We start from the raw sequence: 18285 nt of genomic DNA on the forward strand, positions 1-18285 counted from the left end.
TATACAACATGATAAAAGATTTCGGAAAACCGATGATTTAGAGAACAAAGCGATGAAGATGAGAATTGTGGCGGATTCGTCCGCAAATCTGTTAGAGATGAAGGATGTGGAGTTTGCGAGTGTGCCGGTGCATATCATCGTGGGCGAGCGGGACTATGCGGATACGGCAGAGATCGATCTCGCAGCCTACCAGCAGCATCTCCGGGAGTATAAGGGAAAGACGACCACGGCGGCACCGAGTCCGGGCGAGTGGGAGGAGGCCTTCGGCGATGCGGATGTCATCTTCTGCCTCACGCTGACGGGGGCCATGTCGGGGACCCACAACAGTGCAGTGATCGCGGGGGAAAGCTACGAGAGCGAGCATCCGGGGGCGAAGGTATATGTCCTGGATTCGCTGTCGACGGGCCCGGAGATATATCTGCTGGCAGAGAAGACGCGCGAGCTGATTCTGGCAGGCATGGAACCGGAGAAGATCTATGAGGAGATCCGGGCCTATCACCAGACGACGCATCTTTACTTCTCGCTGGCCTCGGTGGATAATTTCGCGAAAAACGGCCGTGTGAGTCACGTGATCGCGAAGGGGATCGGCCTCATGGGCATCCGGATCGTGGGGACCGCGAGCCCGGAGGGAACGCTCGACTTCAAGGGCAAGTGCCGTGGTGACAAGAAGGCGCTGGCGCTGATTCTCGAGAAGATGAAGGAGCTCGGATACAAGGGCGGCAGGGTCGTCATCGCACACAACCAGAACGAGGAGGCGGCGCTGCAGCTCAAGATGCGAATCGAGGAGCTGTTCGGTTTCTTCAACGGCGTGATCCATCCGGAGCGGGCACTGTGCTGCTACTATGCAGAGCCGGGCTCGGTGATGGTCGGATTTGAGGCGTGAGAAGAAAATGGTGGATTGCGTCCCTCTTTTTAATACTGTAAAATCAGAGAAAAAGAGGAGGCAGTGTTATGAACGGTGATCAGAGAGGTGCGCAGATGCTTACATTTTCGGACGGCAGTCAGCTGGATCCGGCGCTCATACTCTATATTATGATGAGGCGAAACTACGCAGAGTTTCACCTGGCAGGTGGGAAGCTCAAGGAGGCTCGTGTGACCATGGCGCAGCTGGAGACACGGCTCGGCGTGGAGTTCGTGAAGATCCACCGGAGTACCCTGGTTTCTGTCCGCGCCATCCATGATGTGACGGATACGGTCAATCTGAACAACGGCGAAAAGCTTAACTATGTCGCCAGTAAAAAGACCTGGCTGCAGTCAGAACTCCGGGTGCGGAGGAAGCGCCTGCTGCAGGTGCTTCCAGAGGCCGGACAGACGGATTTCCGGGAGCATTATCGTGTCTTTGACACCCTTCCCTTCGCGTTCACGGACATCGAGATGGTCTTCGACGAGAAGAACAACGCCGTGGACTGGATCTTCCGTTACGGAAATCCCGCGCTGGCCGAGCTCGAGAAGCTGCCGCTCGACACCATGATCGGTGCCTCCTTCGGCAGCCTCTTCCCTAACATGGACGCCAAGTGGCTGCGCGCCTATGAGCGCTCCGCTCTCTATGGCGAGACCCTGGAAATCCTCGATTATTCCCCGGAAATCGACACCTACCTGAAAATCATCAGCTTCCCGACCTTCCCCGGACACTGCGGCTGCATCCTCTTCGATGTCAGCAGAATCCGTTTCGGTAATACACCGTCCCCGGCTGATCGGGCAATGCTTCTGTACCTGACACAGATGGCCAGAAGCTGACGGGGAATTTTTTTGTAATTCAGCATTACCGATTGTTTTTGACATTGGCGTCGGACATCGTGCCGGCAGCCAGAGAAAAGATCCGGGGAAGCGCGCCGTACGTCGGCATCGCAGGGTACTCGCTGGCCGGACTGTTCGCACTCTATGCGATGTACCGCTGCGACTGTTTCGCGCGGGTGGCCAGCATGTCCGGCTCCCTGTGGTTTCCGAAGTTCCGGGAATACGTGCTTCGGCATGAGCCGATACGGAAACCGGAGAAGCTCTACATGTCGTTAGGGGATGCCGAGGCGAAGACGAAGCATGCGGTGCTGAAGACCGTGCAGGAAAATACGGAGGCGATTCTTCAGCACTATCAGGAGCTCGGCGTGGATGTACGCTGGGAGCTGAACCCCGGAAATCACTTCCGGGACGCGGCGATGCGAAGCGCAAAAGGTATCAAAGCGATACTGGAAGCGTAATTGCGTCAGGAAGTCCGAGGCTCGAAATAACTGGAATGATGCAGGAAAAATACGGGATGTAATGTGAGCGACGAAGCAGAAGGTATCGGATGAAGCAGTGGGATGCAACATTGAACCAAGATGATGAACGGGACGTGCATGGTACATGCCGCACCATGCGTGTTCCGTTCTGCTTTTGTTTATGGTAAAATAGTTCCAATTTCTGTATTTGGGAGAGTGTAGCATGTACGAGCGAATCATGATTCTGATTATGGCGCTGATCGTCGATCTGGTCTTCGGGGATCCGCACAACTGGTTCCATCCGGTGATGGCGATGGGCCGCGGCATCGAGTGGCTGGAGAAGTTCCTGCGCCGGTGCCTCCATATCTCGGAGGATCCGGAGGCGGGCCGTGGGAAGAAGCAGTTCGCGGGTGCGATTCTCGTCGTGCTGATGCTCGTGATCTTCACGGTTATCCCGCTCATCATTCACAACATCGCGACGATGTTCGGCGAGACCCTGACCTGGGCGATCGACGCCTTCCTCGCCTACCAGATGCTCGCGATGAAGCAGCTGAAGCGGGAATCCATGAAGGTCTATGAGGCCCTCAAGCGTAAAAATATCAAGGATGCGCGCGAAGCGGTCTCGATGATCGTGGGTCGTGACACGAAGCGTCTCAATATGACCGGTGTCACGAAGGCGACGGTCGAGACGGTCGCGGAGAATGCCTCCGACGGGGTGGTCGCACCGCTCCTGTTCATGATGGTGTTCGGTGTGGCCGGTGGCTGGTTCTATAAGACCGTCAACACCATGGACTCCATGATCGGCTACAAGAACGACCAGTATAAGTACTTCGGCACCGCGGCGGCTCGCCTCGATGATATCTGCAACTTCATCCCGGCGCGCATCAGCGCACTGTTCATGTGCATCGCGGCCATGTTCCTGGGCCTCGACTGGAAGGGCGCGTTCCGTATCTGGCGTCGCGACGCGCGGAAATCCACGAGCCCGAACTCCGGGCAGACGGAAGCTGCCATGGCCGGCGCGCTCGGCGTCGAGCTCCTCGGAGACGCATACTACTTCGGAAAGCTCGTTCACAAGCCGGCGATCGGTGACAGCAAGCGCGAAATCACACCAGAGGATATCGAAACAGCGAATCGCATCATGTACCTGAGCGTGTTCATGATCTACTTCGTCGGCATCATGATCATGCGGACCGTCATGCTGTATAGCGGCTGGATCTGAACACACGGACCAGCTATGCAGGGAAGGATGCTTCGGACTTCGCAGCGGCCTGCCTCCAGTTGCTTAAAGGGCTGGACTCTCCGTCGACGACAAAGAAAGTAAGGTTTATGAACTATGTACATGGCGGCGATGTGTATCGCCGCGCAGTTGATCTCGATTATTCTGTAAATATCAATCCGCTGGGCATGCCTCCACGGGCGTGCCAGGCGGCGAAGCACGGCGTCGACCAGAGCACCGCCTATCCGGACTGGAAGGTGGAGAAGCTCCGCGACGCCGTCGTTTCGTTTCTGAACCGGAAGTTTGCGGTGGTCGTTTCGTCTGCCGGGGCCAATGCGGACATCGGTGTTCCATCCGCCGGGATGCGGACAGACGATATGGCTGCTGGCGCGTCGACCTGCGCAGCAGGGACTGGGCCGGTGCTAGGGGGAATCGAAACACATGAAGCATGCGCGGTCGCGCCGGAGTGGATCAGCTTCGGTAATGGTGCCGCGGATCTGATCTATCGTCTGATGCAGGTGCTTCGTCCGCAGCAGGTCGTCGTCGCGGCGCCGGCCTTCGCGGAGTACAGTGTCGCCGCGGAGCGCGTGGGGGCGCAGGTCGTCCCGGTCTATCTGTCGGAAGCGGACGACTTTTCGTTCACACCGGCGGTAGAGGCAGCCTTTATCCATGCGATCGAGAGGGCTCCGTCCGGCTCCGCGGTCTTCCTCTGTAATCCGAACAATCCGGATGGCAATGTCATCCGCGCGGAGGTGCTGCAGCGCATCGCGGCGGTCTGTGAAGCGCACCACAGCTGGCTCCTCGTGGATGAGTGCTTCCTGCCGTTTCTTCGCTCCGACGACAGCACGCATTCGAGCGGTGGGCAGGAAGCAGGGGAGCGTGAGGCCCAGATGCCGAAGCCTATTTCCTTCGACGACAGCCCGCATGCAGCAGCGACGCATTTTTCTAATGTGGAGCATGCACTGCGTCCGAACGAGCTGGAATGCAGCATGGTGCCGTCGCTTCGTGCGTTCGAGCATCTCGTGATCCTGCGTGCCTTCACGAAGATCTACGGTATGCCGGGGCTGCGTCTCGGCTACATGCTGACGGCGACGCAGGCGCTGACGGACGCGGTGCGGGCGACGATGACACCGTGGGAGATCAACCTTCCGGCGCAGCTCGCCGGCGTGGCGGCCCTCGAGGAAACAGAATTTGTGGAGAAGACACGGGCACTGATCCGCGCAGAACGGGCCTTCCTGGTGCAGACGCTCCCGACGCTTCCCTATGTGGAGAAGGTCTATGTGCCGGTATCGGATGCGAACTTCATCCTGTTCCGGACTGCGCTTACACAGCCGGACTGCCCGGATGGACGTGTGCGCAAGCCGGAATTGAAGTCGGAAAGCGATCCTTGCGTAAGTGAGAACAGGACTGTGTTTACGTCGCACAGCGTGGATTTAAAGGCACTGCTGCTGGATCGAGGTGTACTGATTCGTGCCTGCGGGAACTACGAGGGCCTGGATACACGCTACTACCGGATCTGCGTGCGGACGCACGAGGAGAATCTGGAGCTGATTCAGAGATGGCGAGCGTTATAGAATGTGTATCTGTCCATGAGCCCGGATGATGAGAAAGGCACATGAAAGCAGGAGGAGAAAAGAGGCGCGGTATGCACGTAGACGAAATGAAAATAGAAGCTGGGTTAAAACCAGGTAAAGTACCGGAGTCCGGCGTACCCGCCCACCGCGCGCGTGCGATCATGGTGCAGGGCACGATGTCGAACGCGGGGAAGAGTCTGCTGGTGGCGGGGCTCTGCCGCATCTTCCATGAGGATGGCTACAGGGTGGCTCCGTTTAAGGCGCAGAACATGGCGCTTAACAGCTTCATCACAGATGAAGGGCTCGAGATGGGTCGCGCGCAGGTCGTCCAGGCAGAGGCCGCCGGCATTGCCCCAGACGCGAGGATGAATCCGATTCTGCTGAAGCCGACCACCGATGTCGGCTCGCAGGTGATCGTGCGCGGGGTGGCGCAGTGCAATATGACGGCCCGTGAGTACTATCGCAACAAGTGGACGCTGCTGCCGGTCGTGCGCGAGACGTATGAAGCGCTCGCGGCGGAGTATGACATCATCGTGATCGAGGGCGCGGGGAGTCCGGCGGAGGTGAATCTCCGGGAGGACGACCTCGTCAATATGGGGATGGCGGCGATCGCGGATGCGCCGGTGCTGCTGGTGGGTGACATCGACCGCGGCGGTGTATTTGCGCAGCTGCTCGGGACGATCGAGCTGCTGGAGCCGGAGGAGCGGGCACGCATCCGGGGACTCATCATCAACAAGTTTCGCGGCGATAAGACGATCCTCGATCCGGGGCTCGACATCCTCGAGGCGCGGACCGGCAAGGCGGTGCTCGGCGTGGTGCCGTATCTCGATGTCGCGCTGGAGGACGAGGATTCGCTCTCGACGGCGCTCGAGCAGCGACAGGCGGAAGGCGGCCTTGACATCGCGGTAATCCGTCTGCCGCGCATCAGTAATTTCACGGATTTCACGGCGCTCGCGACGGAGCCGGGCGTCTCGGTCCGCTATGTGTCGAGCGTGCGAGAGCTCGGGGAGCCGGATGTGCTGATCCTGCCGGGCACGAAGAGCACGATCCGTGACCTCGACTGGCTGCGGAGCACCGGTCTCGAGGCGAAGATCCTGCAGAAGCAGGCGCGCGGCACGCTGATTCTCGGCATCTGCGGCGGCTTCCAGATGCTCGGCACCGAGGTCGTCGATGTCGAGGGCGTGGAAGGACCGGTGGGGGCCCGTACGCGGGGCCTCGGGCTCCTGCCGCTCCGCACGGAATTTGAGGCGGAGAAGACCCGGACGCAGACGCGCCTCGTGCTTGAGGGCCTCACGGGTGAGTTTGCGGCGCTGAACGGCCAGCGCGTCGACGGCTACGAGATCCACATGGGGCGTACGATCCCGGATCACCATACGACCGATGCGGTGCCGCGAGGCAATGCGCCGGATGATTCGACGCGCTGGCGTGACGAGGCCATGGTGCCGGCGGGTCCGGCATCCGGTGCGGTCACGACCAGCCACTCGGCAGGCAGCTGCCTCTATGCACAGGCGGGCAATGTCTTCGGTACCTACCTGCATGGCTTCTTCGACCGTGATGGACTCCGGAACGCCTTCGTGGAGCGACTGTGTCGACGAAAAGGCATTGACCCCGGGGACCGGGAGGTCGTAAACTATGAAGCATTCAAGGAAGCGCAGTTTGCGAAGCTGAGCGCGGCGCTTCGGGCGTCGCTCGACATGGCGCGTATCTACGAAATCCTCGAGGGTGAGCAGGTCTGAGAAGCGACGGTCCGCGGCGAGCAGGACAGCACGACCGTAGCGCGCATCTGGTGCGTCGACCGGCGGCACATGCTGGAAGCAGCAGATGGGTGAGCACGAAGGGAGCTCGGTGGAATCATGATTGAAATCTACCACGGTGATGGAAAAGGGAAGACGACGGCGGCGATCGGCGCCGCAGTGCGGGCAGCAGGTCACAGTGTGCCCGTGGTATTCTGTCAGTTTCTGAAGGACGGGCTGTCCGGCGAGATCAGTACACTGGAGAAGATCCCGGGCGTGTTCGTGCTACTTCCGGAGCACTGCTATGGCTTCACCTTCCGGATGACGGAGGAGGACAAGGCGGCGACCCGTGCGGATTCGGACACCCTGTTCCGGCGCGCGGTGCACACGATGGAGATCCTGCAGAAGACGGAGCCGCGGCGCGCAGAAGCCGCCCGTGCGCGGAAGGAGAAGATCGGCGTGGTGAAGCAGGAGCCGGAGAAGCCGGAAATCGCGGGGCTGTTCATCTTTGATGAGATCCTCGATGTCGTCAACAAGGGACTGCTCGACCGCGACATGCTGATCCACTTTCTGTTCCGCCTGCCGCAGAACATGGAGGTCATCCTGACCGGACGAAACCCCGACATCACCCTTCTCTCAATGGCGGATTACGTTACAAATATGGAGAAGGAAAAGCACCCGTACGACGACGGCATCACGGCGAGGGTCGGCGTGGAGAAGTGAGGACATCGGACTCCGAACAGGATCGGAGCGGGGCTTCAGCAGCATGGCGAGAATCAGCGGAAAGCCCGGGCACGCCCCGGCAGCAGGAGAACATCGTGGAAATCAAACTGGAACATATCGAACCGAAGGATATCGAGCGTCATTCGATGGCGCTGATTCAGCAGGAGCTGGACCGTCGTCACATCCGTCTCGATGCGGTGGAGGCACCGATCGTCAAGCGCTGCATTCATACCTCTGCGGACTTCGACTACGCCGAAAATCTCGTATTTTCGGCCAATGCTGTCGACCGCATGCGCACGTCGCTCCGCGCGGGGATTGCGGGCTCGGCGAGCGCAGACGCGTCGACGGGAGCACGGGTGTGCTGCAGCTCGCTTGCAGACGCATCGACGGGAACATGGGCGCGCGGTGCGGGAGCGATCGTCGTCACCGACACGGAGATGGCACGCGCGGGCATCAGTAAGAAGGCGCTCGCGGCGCTGGGCGCGGAGACGCGCTGCTTCATGAGTGATCCGGATGTGGCAGCGGAGGCGCGGGCGCGCGGCGTGACGCGCGCGGTCGTCAGCATGGAGTACGCGGCGCGGATCAAGGACCGCCCGCTGATCTTCGCGATCGGCAACGCACCGACGGCGCTCATCGAGCTCTACCGCCTGATTCATGACCGCGGGCTGCGTCCTGCCGGCATCATCGGCGTGCCCGTGGGCTTCGTCAATGTCGTCGAGGCGAAGGAGCTGATCCTGAGCCTCGCGGAGGAGACCGCGCCGATCGGCGACATCCCGTGGATCGTCGCCCGCGGACGGAAGGGCGGCTCGAACATCGCCGCCTGTATCGTAAACGCGCTGTTGTATGGCATCGACGATGTGAAGAGATGAAAAGTTCAGGTAGCGGGGACCCGGACGGGCGGCACCGATGGCCATACGTAGAGACCGTGTGAAGTCAAGCCGGGTCCCCTTAGCGGCACTTGGTACTATTTTCCTTAGCACCCTCTGCAACGCTGAGTTTTCATAAAGAAAACTCAGTGATTGCAGAGGGCCTAGTGCCGCTTAGGGTCCCCGGCTTAGAGTTCACCGGTCTCGGAGTACTGTGCCATCGGTGCCGCCCGTCCGGGATCCCCATACCTGAAGGTTTACCTGGAAAAATATTTATTGAAGAAACTGCACTTGTAAAGGAGAGACAGCATGGCAGATCGGATGTTTGATTTTAATCAATTGGAGGATGAGGCGAAGGCGCAGGCGGAGGCCGCAGCAGGGATCGAGACCGCGGCGGGCTGGACGCTGCGCCACTGCACGAATGACCGGGCAGACGCGGCACATCCGATTCTTACGCTTGCGGACCCGGAGCGGAAGCTTCCGCACCACGCGCTCGGCGTATTTCTGAACCCGGTGCGCGGAACTGCATTTGCCTGGATCGACGGGAAGACCGAGGCGAATGTCAGCGGCCGGGACAAGGATGGACGCGACCTGAGCGTTCCGATCGCCAGCATTGACCAGCGATTCGTGGCGCTCGAGCACTGGCTCGGGGAGAATCATGTGTCGCTCCGGCTGTCGGGCGCGCATACGGAGGAGGGCTACGCGGTGTATCGCATCCGGGCGATGGCGGCGGATGGTGAGCGGATTCAGACCGAGCGGGACGAGTTCCTGCAGCTCGTGATCCGGCGACTCCTCGAGAGCCGCGCGCCGGAGGAGAAGAGTGACGCGGAGGCGGCGTTCGATGCGGAGGAGCGCGAGGGAAAGAATCCGGGCGCGACCCCGATTTCGGATCTGAATTCCATGCTGAATTACCTCGCCTGTGCGGGGCAGACCCTGCCGGAGAATATGCGGGCCTGGGCGGAGCGGAACGTCGCGACGATCCGGTCGAGCACGATCAGCCCGGAGGAGCGGCGGCATGCAGAGCGGGCGCTTCAGATGGTGCTGAACATCCAGTGGAAGGGCGACTACTTCGAGTCGATCGATCCAGTGAAGGCGCGGGCAATCCTCGACGAGGAGCTGTATGGTCTCGAACGCGTGAAACAGCGCATCATGGAGACCATCATCCAGATCAACCGTACGCACACGCTGCCGGCCTACGGTCTGCTGCTGGCGGGGCCGGCGGGCATCGGTAAATCGCAGCTCGCTTACGCGGTGGCGCGTATCCTGCGGCTTCCGTGGACGAGCCTCGACATGAGTGCGATCCACGACTCGGAGGCGCTGACGGGCAGCCCACGCGTCTACGCAAACGCGAAGCCTGGGCGCATCATGGAGGCATTCGCCCAGAGCGGCGCGAGCAACACGGTTTTCATCATCAACGAGCTCGACAAGGCCGACCACAACAGCATTAACGGCAATCCGGCGGATGCGCTGCTGACGCTGCTCGACAATATCGGCTATACCGACAACTATATCGAGTGCCGTATCCCGACCTCGGGCGTCTACCCGGTCGCGACGGCGAACGATAAGAACCGCATCAGTGCACCGCTTATGAGCCGCTTCGCGGTGATCGACATCCCGGACTACACCCCGGAGGAGAAGCGAACGATCTTTCAGCGTTTCTCGCTGCCGAAGGTGCTGAAGCGCATGGGCATGCGCTCGGAGGAGTGTGTGGTGGAGGACCGCGCGATCGACGTGATCCTCGAGAAGTACCGGGACGACACGGGCTGCCGCGACCTCGAGCAGGCCGCTGAGCACCTCGCCGCAAACGCCCTCTACCAGATTGAAACGACCGGCGTGAAGGCCGTGACCTTCGACGCGCATACGACACGGATGCTGCTGTTCTGATGTATGTTCCGGCAGCGGAAGATTTGACTGGAAACAGAAATTACAGTTTAGACTGGGGTTTGGGGTATCGGCGCGGATGCCATACGGAGAGACCGTGTGAAAGCAAGCCGGGCTCGGAGTATGGTGCATCCGCTGCCGGTACTCCGGACCCCTTCACTGAACGATTATAAGGAAAGAGGATTATGGATAATAAGAAACTGAGAACTGCACTGTTTTTACATATCGTGCTGGTGGTGCTCGAGATGATCGACACGAACTACGCCTACGCGAAGGACGGCCTCGGCATGCTGATCTACTACACCGAGGATTCGAACCTGCTCTGCCTTATCGTGAGTGCGCTGTTTACGCTCGTGATGCTGCCGATCATCTTCAAGGGCCAGACGAGCGGCTTCGTCTCGACCTTTCTGATGCGGAATTACCGGAAGGGCGGGGAAGAGAAGGTGACGATTCCGACGCTGCTCCTGGTGCTTCGCTACGTGACGAGCTGCTGTCTGCTCGTGACCTTCCTCGTCGTGATCTTCGTGCTCGGCCCGACGGACGGCTACCGCGAGATGCTGCTCGACGGCATGCACCTCATCAACCACGTCGGTGCGCCGCTCCTGTCGCTCTACAGCTTCCTCTGCCTCGAGACCGAGCCGCGGCAGAAGCTCCCGATGTGGGCACCGCTCTGCGCGGTGGCGGCGACGATCGTGTACGCGATTCCGGTGCTGATCCTGAACATCGCGAAGCTTTACGTCGGCCCGTACCCGTTCCTGCACGTCTACGAGCAGCCGGTGTATATGACCGTGTTCTGGATCTTCGCGATCATCGGCGGCAATGTTCTCATCGCGCGCCTCGTCCAGATGGTTTATAATAGACGTATCCGAAAGTAAATCCGGCCAGTGCCGGCTTCGGCGGGCGGAAGCCCCGACCTTAAGAATTTCGTAAGGGGGTCTGACCCCTGTCTGCGCTCGGGAAACAGCTGTCTGCCGGGCGGAGATGGCGCCATGTGACGTAAAGGGGTCAGACCCCATAAAGTGGAGGAGAGTGCATGATTTTATATATGACATCAACGCCGGGTGGAATCAACCGGGTGACGGGGCGACCGGAGCTGCTCAGTAATAAAAATCATTTCGTGGATCGGCTGAAGGAGGACTGGAAGCCGCACAGCAAGTGTGTGCTGGTCGCCTCCGAGCCGGATGATACGAAGTTTAACAGTGCCATGGCGAAGACCTATCTCGAGTGCTTCAACCGCTCGGGGCTGTCCATGGATTCGATCGACGTGCTGGATCGACGGGAGCCGAAGACGGTGGAGATCCTCGACCGCTTCGATGTCGTGATCCTCGCGGGTGGGCATGTGCCGACGGAGAACGCCTGGTTTCACCAGATCGGGCTTCGTGAGCACCTGCAGCACTTCCGGGGCATCGTTATCGGCATCAGTGCCGGCACGATGAACTGTGCGGAGGTGGTCTATGCGCAGCCGGAGGAGGAAGGCGAGGCGGTGAACCCGCATTATCAGCGCTTCCTCGAGGGCCTGGGCCTCACGAAGACGAAGGTCATCCCGCACTATAATCAGACGATCGACGCGGTGCTGGACGGCAAGCGCCTGTTCCAGGACATCACCTTCCCGGACAGCATGGGCGAGTCCTTCTACTGCCTCACGGATGGCGCGTATATCCGGAAGGACACGAAGACGAAGAAGGAAGTGCTTTATGGCGAGGCCTATCTGATCTCCGACGGCGAGATCGGCATGATCAGTAAGACCGGCGGCGAGTTCGAGATTCCGGTGAAGAGGCACATCCCGAAGACGTTGCTTTTGGGGGCAGCGATACTGGCGCTCGGCGCACTGATCGGTGCGGTGGTGACACGACGAATTATGGAAAGTGACTAGACCGAGGGGGTCTGACCCCATTAAATTTTTATAAACAAAATCTAAAATTGAAGTTTATGGGGTCAGACCCCATAAAGTAGAGGTGTGAAAATGAGTGTAAAACTGGAATTCCCGGATGAGTATATGAATATTCTGCATTCCTACGCAGAGCAGAACAACGTGACGGTCGAGACGGCGCTGGCGGATACGCTGGAGTTTCTCGAGCTGAAGAACGAGGAATTCGATCACTACCAGGTGACGATCGAGGATCCGCGTCAGTACCTGAACGACGCAGACGATATGAGTGCGAAGGCGATCCGCCAGGCGTTCATGGATCTGTTCGGCGAGGACAGTGTCGGCGATACGATTTACTGCTACTACAACCCGGATAAGATGGATGTGCTGCTGATGGACATCCAGTATGACGATATGGTGCCGCTCTGGACCCTGCTCGAGACCTTCCATAACAAGATTCCAGGCATGGAGCTAAGCGGAGACCTTCTGTCGCTCTTCTACGTACGTGACCGCTTCGACGACCGCCACGACGAGATGGCGGAGCTCATGGACTGGTTCCTCGCGGAGCACGAAGACGACGGCTTCGAAACCGCCGGCTACTACGAGTCGATCTTCAATGATCCGGAGGATGAGGACGAGGACTTCGAGGATGACGAGTTCGATGACGCGGATGCCGAACCGTTAGAGGATGAAGACTTCGACGACGCAGAGGATGATTTCGAGGATTCTGAAACAGTTGAGGATTCAGACGAAGAAGATGGTAAGGATTCTGACGACTGATCAGATGATCAGGACAAGCATGATTCGGAAGATGGGATCATGATCCAGCATTGGCTGTATACAGAGGCTGTCTCACGTTGGTGGGGCAGCTTTTTTTGTGCGCCTCAGCGCCTATGCGTATGGTTACTGGCCCCCGGTCTGAACAGTTACTGCGTATGAGAACCAGGTAACAGGTACAGCGTTCGGCAGATTGCATTTCGGACAAATTGATTGTAGAATGATAGCAGATAATATTTTGTATATAAATAGTGAAAAACGTCAATTATAGATAATATAATATCTATGATGAATGGCTGGAAAAGGGATTTTCCATCAGTCCGTTCTCGCTCCCTCTGAAAAGACAGGTTTTTATTCCATCGAAAGATCATTTTGACGGACTGTTTGGCGTGTTTGCAGATAGTCTTCCGGACAACTGGGGCCGACTGCTTTTGAACCGTCTGCTCCGCGCACATCAGCAGAACACAGACGAACTGACGGTTATAGACCGTCTGGCCATCGTCGGAAAGTCCGGGATGGGAGCATTGACCTACTATCCGGAAAAGAGCTATGAGCAGAATTACGAGCATGTTGACCTGGATGAGCTGGCAGAAGAATGCGCGAAAATCCTGAATACAGAATACTCGGATAAACTGGATGAGCTCTACTGTTTAGGTGGTACGAGTGGTGGTGCTCGACCGAAAATCCTGACCACGATCGATCAGAAAGAGTGGATGATTAAATTTCCTGCACATGTAGATAGCAGAGATGCAGGAAAGATGGAATTTGATTATTCCTGCTGTGCCAGAGAATGCGGAATTGAGATGAGCTAAACCCGACTGTTTCCATCCGATAAGTGCAAGGGATACTTCGGCATCCGACGCTTCGATCGAGAGAAAGGCGGGAAACGAGTACATATGCTGACTGCCGCTGCGCTGCTGGAGCTGGATTTCGAGCAGCCGAGTCTGGATTACCATAGCCTGATGAAGCTCACGAAGATTCTGACCAGAGATCATCCGTCCGATCTCGAAAATATGTTTCGGCGTATGTGTTTCAATGTCTATGCTCACAACCGGGATGACCACTCGAAAAACTTCACATATCTGTACGATGAAGCAAATGATCGCTGGCATCTGAGCCCGGCCTATGACCTGACTTACAGTAATACATATTATGGTGAGCATACGACAACAGTGGATGGGAATGGGCGAAATCCGGGCAGGAAGGAACTGCTCGCGGTAGGAATTCAGGCGGGGATGAAAAAGGAACGCTGTGAAAAAATCATCGAACAGATCGAAGCGTGTGTGAAGGAGATGCTCGGAGAGTATCTGAAGTAAGGCGCCCACTGGGCGCCAATTACAAACTCAAACTAATGGGGTCAGACCCCATAAACTGGTGAAAGCCCCGGCGTGTGCCGGGGCTTTCACTATAGAAAAACTTATAAAATACCTTTTTCCGCGAGTTCGTCTGCGTAGCGGACGGTGGTCATGGCGTCGCGGCCATAGCAGTCAGCGCCGATTTTGTCAGCGTAGTCCTGGGTCATGACGGCGCCGCCGACGACGATGCGGCAGTCCGGCTTCTGCTGGTGGAGCTGCCGGATGGTTTCCTCCATGTTCACGACGGTGGTGGTCATGAGGGCGGAGAGGCCGACGAGGCGGATGTTCTCCCGAAGCGCGGTCTCCACGATGGTTTCCGGCGGCACGTCCTTGCCGAGGTCGATGACGTCGTAGCCGTAGTTTTCGAGCAGGACCTTCACGATGTTCTTTCCGATGTCGTGGATGTCGCCCTTCACGGTCGCGAGGATGACGCGGCCCTTCGACTCCTGCGCGCTGCCAGCCATGGATTCCTTCACGACGGCGAAGGCGGCCTTGGCGGCTTCCGCGGCCATGAGGAGCTGCGGGAGGAAGACGGTGCCCTTTTCGAAGCCCTGGCCGACGACGTCGAGGGCCGGCACGAGGTCCTCGTTTATGATGTCGAGGGCATTTCGTGTGAGGAGAGCCTCACGCGTTGCGTCTGCTGCCGGTTTCGCCATGCCGCGTTCGATCGCTTCGACGAGTCGAGATTTGCCGGCCAATGCACCCGGTCCGCGACCGTCGTCTGCGCCCGCAGCCCGTCCGCTACCGGAAGATCCCGCGTTCGCGCCCGCGCTGGAGACATTGCCCGACGAAAGGCCCGCCGTGCCAGGCCCGAAGCCGGCGTTACTGTCCGATCCGCCTAGGGGACGGCCGGTGGCCTGCAGGTCCCCGGCGGAAACCCCGAGCGCGTTCAGCACACGGGTCTTATAGGCGGTCAGCGCGTCGCTTACCTGCTTGTCTGGAGACTTGTAGCCGGCATAGGCGGAGATGAAGCTCTGGAAATTCTCATCCTGGTTTGTGAGTGCGCAGAAGGCGCGGTACGCCTGCATCATCGCCTGATTGTTCGGGTTGATGATCGCGCAGGAGAGCCCGTTCTGCAGCGCCATCTCGAAGAAGTAGGCGTTGATGAGCTCGCGGGCCGGGAGACCGAAGCTGATGTTCGACACACCGAGGATGCTGCTGCCACCGAGCTCGTCGCGGATGCGGCGGATCGTCTCGAGCGTCACGAGCGCCGAGCGCGGATCACTGGAGACGGTCATGCACAGGCCGTCGATGACGATATCCTCGCGGCGAATCCCGTATTCCGCCGCCGTCGCGTAGATCTTCTCAGCGATACGGATGCGGTCGTCTGCATTGTCCGGAATACCGCCCTCATCGAGCGCGAGTGCCACGACGACGCCACCGTACTTCTTCACGAGCGGAAAGACCTCCGCCATGACCTCCTGCTTGCCGTTCACGGAGTTGATGAGCGCCTTGCCGTTGTAGTGACGAAGCGCGCGCTCCATGGCTTCCGGGTTCGAGGTGTCGATCTGGAGCGGCAGCGCCAGCACACTCTGCAGACGGCAGACGACCTCGTCGAGCAGCGCCACCTCATCGATCTCCGGCGTGCCGACATTGACATCGAGCACGTCCGCGCCCGCGTCCTCCTGCTGGAGGCCCTGGTCCACGATGTAGTCGATGTCGTGGTCGACGAGCGCCTGCTTGAAGCGTTTCTTGCCAGTCGGGTTGATGCGTTCGCCAATGATCACAGGACGGGCCGCCCGTCCGATTTCGACGGTGCGGGAGAAGGAGGCGATGACGGTCTGCGCACGGCCCTGCGGTGGGAGTAGCGGGAGAGGGCGCACGGCGGCGATCTCCGCGCGGATGTAGTCCGGCGTCGTGCCGCAGCAGCCACCGACGGCGGCCGCACCGAGCGCGGCGATCTGCTTCATATAGCCGGCGAATTCCTCCGGGCCGACATCATAGACGGTCTTTCCGTCGACGGACTTCGGAAGACCGGCGTTCGGATTCACGAGCACCGGCACGTGGGCGGCCTTCACGAGACGCTCCACGATCGGAATCATCTGGGCCGGTCCGAGCGAGCAGTTCACACCGAGCGCATCGACGCCGAGGCCCTCGAGCATAGCGACCACTGACTCCGGCGTACCGCCCGTCAGCATTTTCCCACTGCCGTCGAAGACGCAGGTGATGAAAACCGGTAGATCGCAGTTTTCCTTCGCCGCGAGCACCGCTGCCTTCGCCTCGTAGGAGTCGTTCATCGTCTCGATCAGCACGAGATCCGCACCCTCGCGGGCGCCGATCCGTACGACCTCGCCGAAGATATCGACCGCGTCGTCGAAGGAGAGGTCGCCCATCGGCGCGAGCAGCTTGCCCGTCGGACCGATGTCGAGGGCCACGTAGGCATCCTCGTCACGACCGGCCTGCGTGCGCGCTTCCTTCGCGAGCTTCACCGCCGCCGTCACGATTTCGTCGAGGTTCTCCGGGAACTTCAGGCGATTCGCGCCGAAGGTATTCGTGTTATAGATGTCCGCACCGACCTCGAGATAGCCGCGGTGCAGGTCGAGGATACACTCCGGGTGGAGGAGATTCCAGGTCTCCGGCAGCTCCCCCGGCTGCAGGCCCTTCTCCTGCAGGATGGAGCCGGTACCCCCGTCGAAGAACAGCCACTCCCGGCCGATTCGATCCATGATATTCTTTCGCATAATTTCCTCCGTTGTGTGTTTACCATTGCAGGCCGCAGAACTTTCGTGGCTTTGCGGAACTTTATGGGGTCTGACCCCATTAAGTTTTTCTAAACTGAATCTAAACTGAAGTTTATAGGGTCAGACCCCATTAAATTTTTATAAAGTCAGCAGTCGCGGTAGAGGCAGTCGGTTTTCGTGCACTGCCGGCAGTCGTGGGTGCTGCGCGCGGTGAGGGTGTCCGGGACAGAAGTATTGGCCTCGACGGATGTCGCGCATGATGACGCGGTGCTGTCAGCACTGAGCTTCAGCGGGTTGACCTCCTGCGCGAGGTATGCGGCGTCGGGCGCGGTTTTCGGCTGGCGCGTGCAGCCGATGAAGGCGGTGATGGACTTGCTCGGGACCATGAGGAGCGCGTCGGTCAGCGTGATGCCGCACCACTTCTGCATGTCGAGGATGCGCGCGAAATCCGTCTGAAGCGCGAGCGGCAGATCCCCGTAGCCGGGCGAGTAGCGCGGGCGGAGCTGATAGCCACGTTCAGCCTCCTGTGCGCGGAGCGTCGCGACCTCACGGTCTGCGTAGGACTCGATCATCTCGGCACCCGCTGCCTGGTAGATGATGGAATCCGTCATGCTGGCAACTTCCCCCCGCTTTATGAGCAGGTCAATGCCGACGCCGATGGTGGCTGCAAACATATACGCGTCGTCGCAGCCGGAGAGGTTTCGATAGAGATCCCGCGAGCGGATCGTGAGCCCCGCGATCTCGACCCGGTCGGGTGCTTCTGTGCGGACGGGAAAGCGTCGGGAGATGGCGCGCGGCGTCGCGGCCGCCTGCATTCGCGCTATGCACTGCTGGATGCGCGCGTCGATCTCCGGCGTCGGTGTGATTTTTCGGTAGCCGAGGTAACGGTAGACCTCGCGGAGTCGCATGTCGATCATAGTGCCCTTCACTTTCCGATGAGTGATCGTAACGAGGACGCAGAGGAGAGGCGTTGTGTGCGGATTCCATGCCGCACTCGGCACCTGGACTCCAGTTGCGTCCCGATGGATAAAAGTATATCAGATTTTCAGGATTTCGCTCAGATTCCGCTGGATGGCCTCGGCGACGTCCGGCTTGTTCATCGAGTAGACGTGGATGTGCTTTACGTCGTTTGCGATGAGGTCAATGATCTGCTCGGTAGCATAGATGATGCCCGCCTGCTTCATTGCCTCCGGATGCTCGCCGAACTTGTCGACGATCTCCTTGAAGCGGGTCGGCACGGTGGTGCCGGAGAGAGCGACAGAACGACCGAGCTGCTTCTGGTTCGTGATCGGCATGATGCCGGCGAGAACAGGCACACGGATGTCCTGCTCGCGGAGACGATAAAGGAAGTTGAAGAACTCCGCGTTGTCGAAGAACATCTGCGTGGTCAGGAAGTCGACACCCGCGTCGACCTTGC

Annotated in this window: 17 protein-coding genes; 14 read left to right on the plus strand and 3 right to left on the minus strand. The window is 59.3% G+C overall.

What is annotated here, in order from left to right; genetic code table 11:
- Positions 1-52 precede the first annotated feature (52 nt).
- From ACK8P7_RS07135 to ACK8P7_RS07200, 14 genes are all read left to right on the plus strand, one after another.
- Positions 53-883, plus strand: coding sequence for a DegV family protein (locus tag ACK8P7_RS07135; protein WP_410043532.1), 831 nt, complete (start codon positions 53-55; stop codon positions 881-883).
- 68 nt (positions 884-951) lie between these two features.
- Complete coding sequence (locus ACK8P7_RS07140) at positions 952-1737, plus strand: LytTR family transcriptional regulator DNA-binding domain-containing protein (protein WP_410043533.1); 786 nt, start codon at positions 952-954, stop codon at positions 1735-1737.
- Between the two features lie 32 nt (positions 1738-1769).
- The gene (locus ACK8P7_RS07145; RefSeq protein WP_410043534.1) at positions 1770-2195 is read left to right on the plus strand and encodes an alpha/beta hydrolase-fold protein; all 426 of its coding nucleotides are present in this window, start codon (positions 1770-1772) and stop codon (positions 2193-2195) included.
- Positions 2196-2418: 223 nt separating this feature from the next.
- The gene (gene cbiB / locus ACK8P7_RS07150) at positions 2419-3414 is read left to right on the plus strand and encodes an adenosylcobinamide-phosphate synthase CbiB (RefSeq protein ID WP_410043535.1); all 996 of its coding nucleotides are present in this window, start codon (positions 2419-2421) and stop codon (positions 3412-3414) included.
- 107 nt (positions 3415-3521) lie between these two features.
- A complete protein-coding gene (locus tag ACK8P7_RS07155) occupies positions 3522-4985 on the plus strand; it encodes a pyridoxal phosphate-dependent aminotransferase (protein ID WP_410043536.1) in 1464 nt (487 codons plus the stop codon).
- Between the two features lie 86 nt (positions 4986-5071).
- On the plus strand, positions 5072-6721 hold the full coding sequence (locus tag ACK8P7_RS07160) for a cobyric acid synthase (protein ID WP_410043537.1): 1650 nt from the start codon (positions 5072-5074) through the stop codon (positions 6719-6721).
- 117 nt (positions 6722-6838) lie between these two features.
- The gene (locus tag ACK8P7_RS07165; RefSeq protein WP_410043538.1) at positions 6839-7441 is read left to right on the plus strand and encodes a cob(I)yrinic acid a,c-diamide adenosyltransferase; all 603 of its coding nucleotides are present in this window, start codon (positions 6839-6841) and stop codon (positions 7439-7441) included.
- Positions 7442-7533: 92 nt separating this feature from the next.
- The gene (locus ACK8P7_RS07170) at positions 7534-8310 is read left to right on the plus strand and encodes a precorrin-8X methylmutase (protein WP_410043546.1); all 777 of its coding nucleotides are present in this window, start codon (positions 7534-7536) and stop codon (positions 8308-8310) included.
- A 306-nt stretch (positions 8311-8616) separates the two neighbouring features.
- Entirely contained in the window at positions 8617-10191 is a 1575-nt protein-coding gene (locus ACK8P7_RS07175) for an AAA family ATPase (RefSeq protein ID WP_410043539.1), read from the plus strand.
- Between the two features lie 182 nt (positions 10192-10373).
- Positions 10374-11063 carry a hypothetical protein gene (locus tag ACK8P7_RS07180; RefSeq protein WP_410043540.1) on the plus strand — a complete coding sequence of 230 codons (690 nt, stop codon included), beginning with the start codon at positions 10374-10376 and terminating at the stop codon, positions 11061-11063.
- Between the two features lie 158 nt (positions 11064-11221).
- Entirely contained in the window at positions 11222-12061 is an 840-nt protein-coding gene (locus ACK8P7_RS07185; RefSeq protein ID WP_410043541.1) for a Type 1 glutamine amidotransferase-like domain-containing protein, read from the plus strand.
- A 90-nt stretch (positions 12062-12151) separates the two neighbouring features.
- Positions 12152-12835 carry a hypothetical protein gene (locus ACK8P7_RS07190; protein ID WP_410043542.1) on the plus strand — a complete coding sequence of 228 codons (684 nt, stop codon included), beginning with the start codon at positions 12152-12154 and terminating at the stop codon, positions 12833-12835.
- 293 nt (positions 12836-13128) lie between these two features.
- Entirely contained in the window at positions 13129-13644 is a 516-nt protein-coding gene (locus ACK8P7_RS07195; RefSeq protein WP_410043547.1) for a HipA N-terminal domain-containing protein, read from the plus strand.
- A 6-nt stretch (positions 13645-13650) separates the two neighbouring features.
- The gene (locus ACK8P7_RS07200; protein ID WP_410043548.1) at positions 13651-14148 is read left to right on the plus strand and encodes a type II toxin-antitoxin system HipA family toxin; all 498 of its coding nucleotides are present in this window, start codon (positions 13651-13653) and stop codon (positions 14146-14148) included.
- Between the two features lie 101 nt (positions 14149-14249).
- Here the strand turns inward: ACK8P7_RS07200 and ACK8P7_RS07205 are convergent, their stop codons facing one another.
- From ACK8P7_RS07205 to ACK8P7_RS07215, 3 genes are all read right to left on the minus strand, one after another.
- On the minus strand, positions 14250-16868 hold the full coding sequence (locus ACK8P7_RS07205; RefSeq protein ID WP_410043543.1) for a homocysteine S-methyltransferase family protein: 2619 nt from the start codon (positions 16866-16868) through the stop codon (positions 14250-14252).
- A gap of 146 nt (positions 16869-17014) precedes the next feature.
- Positions 17015-17785: a vitamin B12 dependent-methionine synthase activation domain-containing protein gene (locus ACK8P7_RS07210; protein WP_410043544.1), complete on the minus strand. Its 771-nt coding sequence runs from the start codon at positions 17783-17785 to the stop codon at positions 17015-17017.
- Positions 17786-17905: 120 nt separating this feature from the next.
- A partial coding sequence (locus ACK8P7_RS07215) for a methylenetetrahydrofolate reductase (protein ID WP_410043545.1) occupies positions 17906-18285 on the minus strand: 380 nt, incomplete at its 5' end.

The sequence above is a fragment of the Oribacterium sp. P9 genome, from assembly GCF_046365365.1.
In the GTDB taxonomy this organism is placed as follows: domain Bacteria; phylum Bacillota; class Clostridia; order Lachnospirales; family Lachnospiraceae; genus Oribacterium.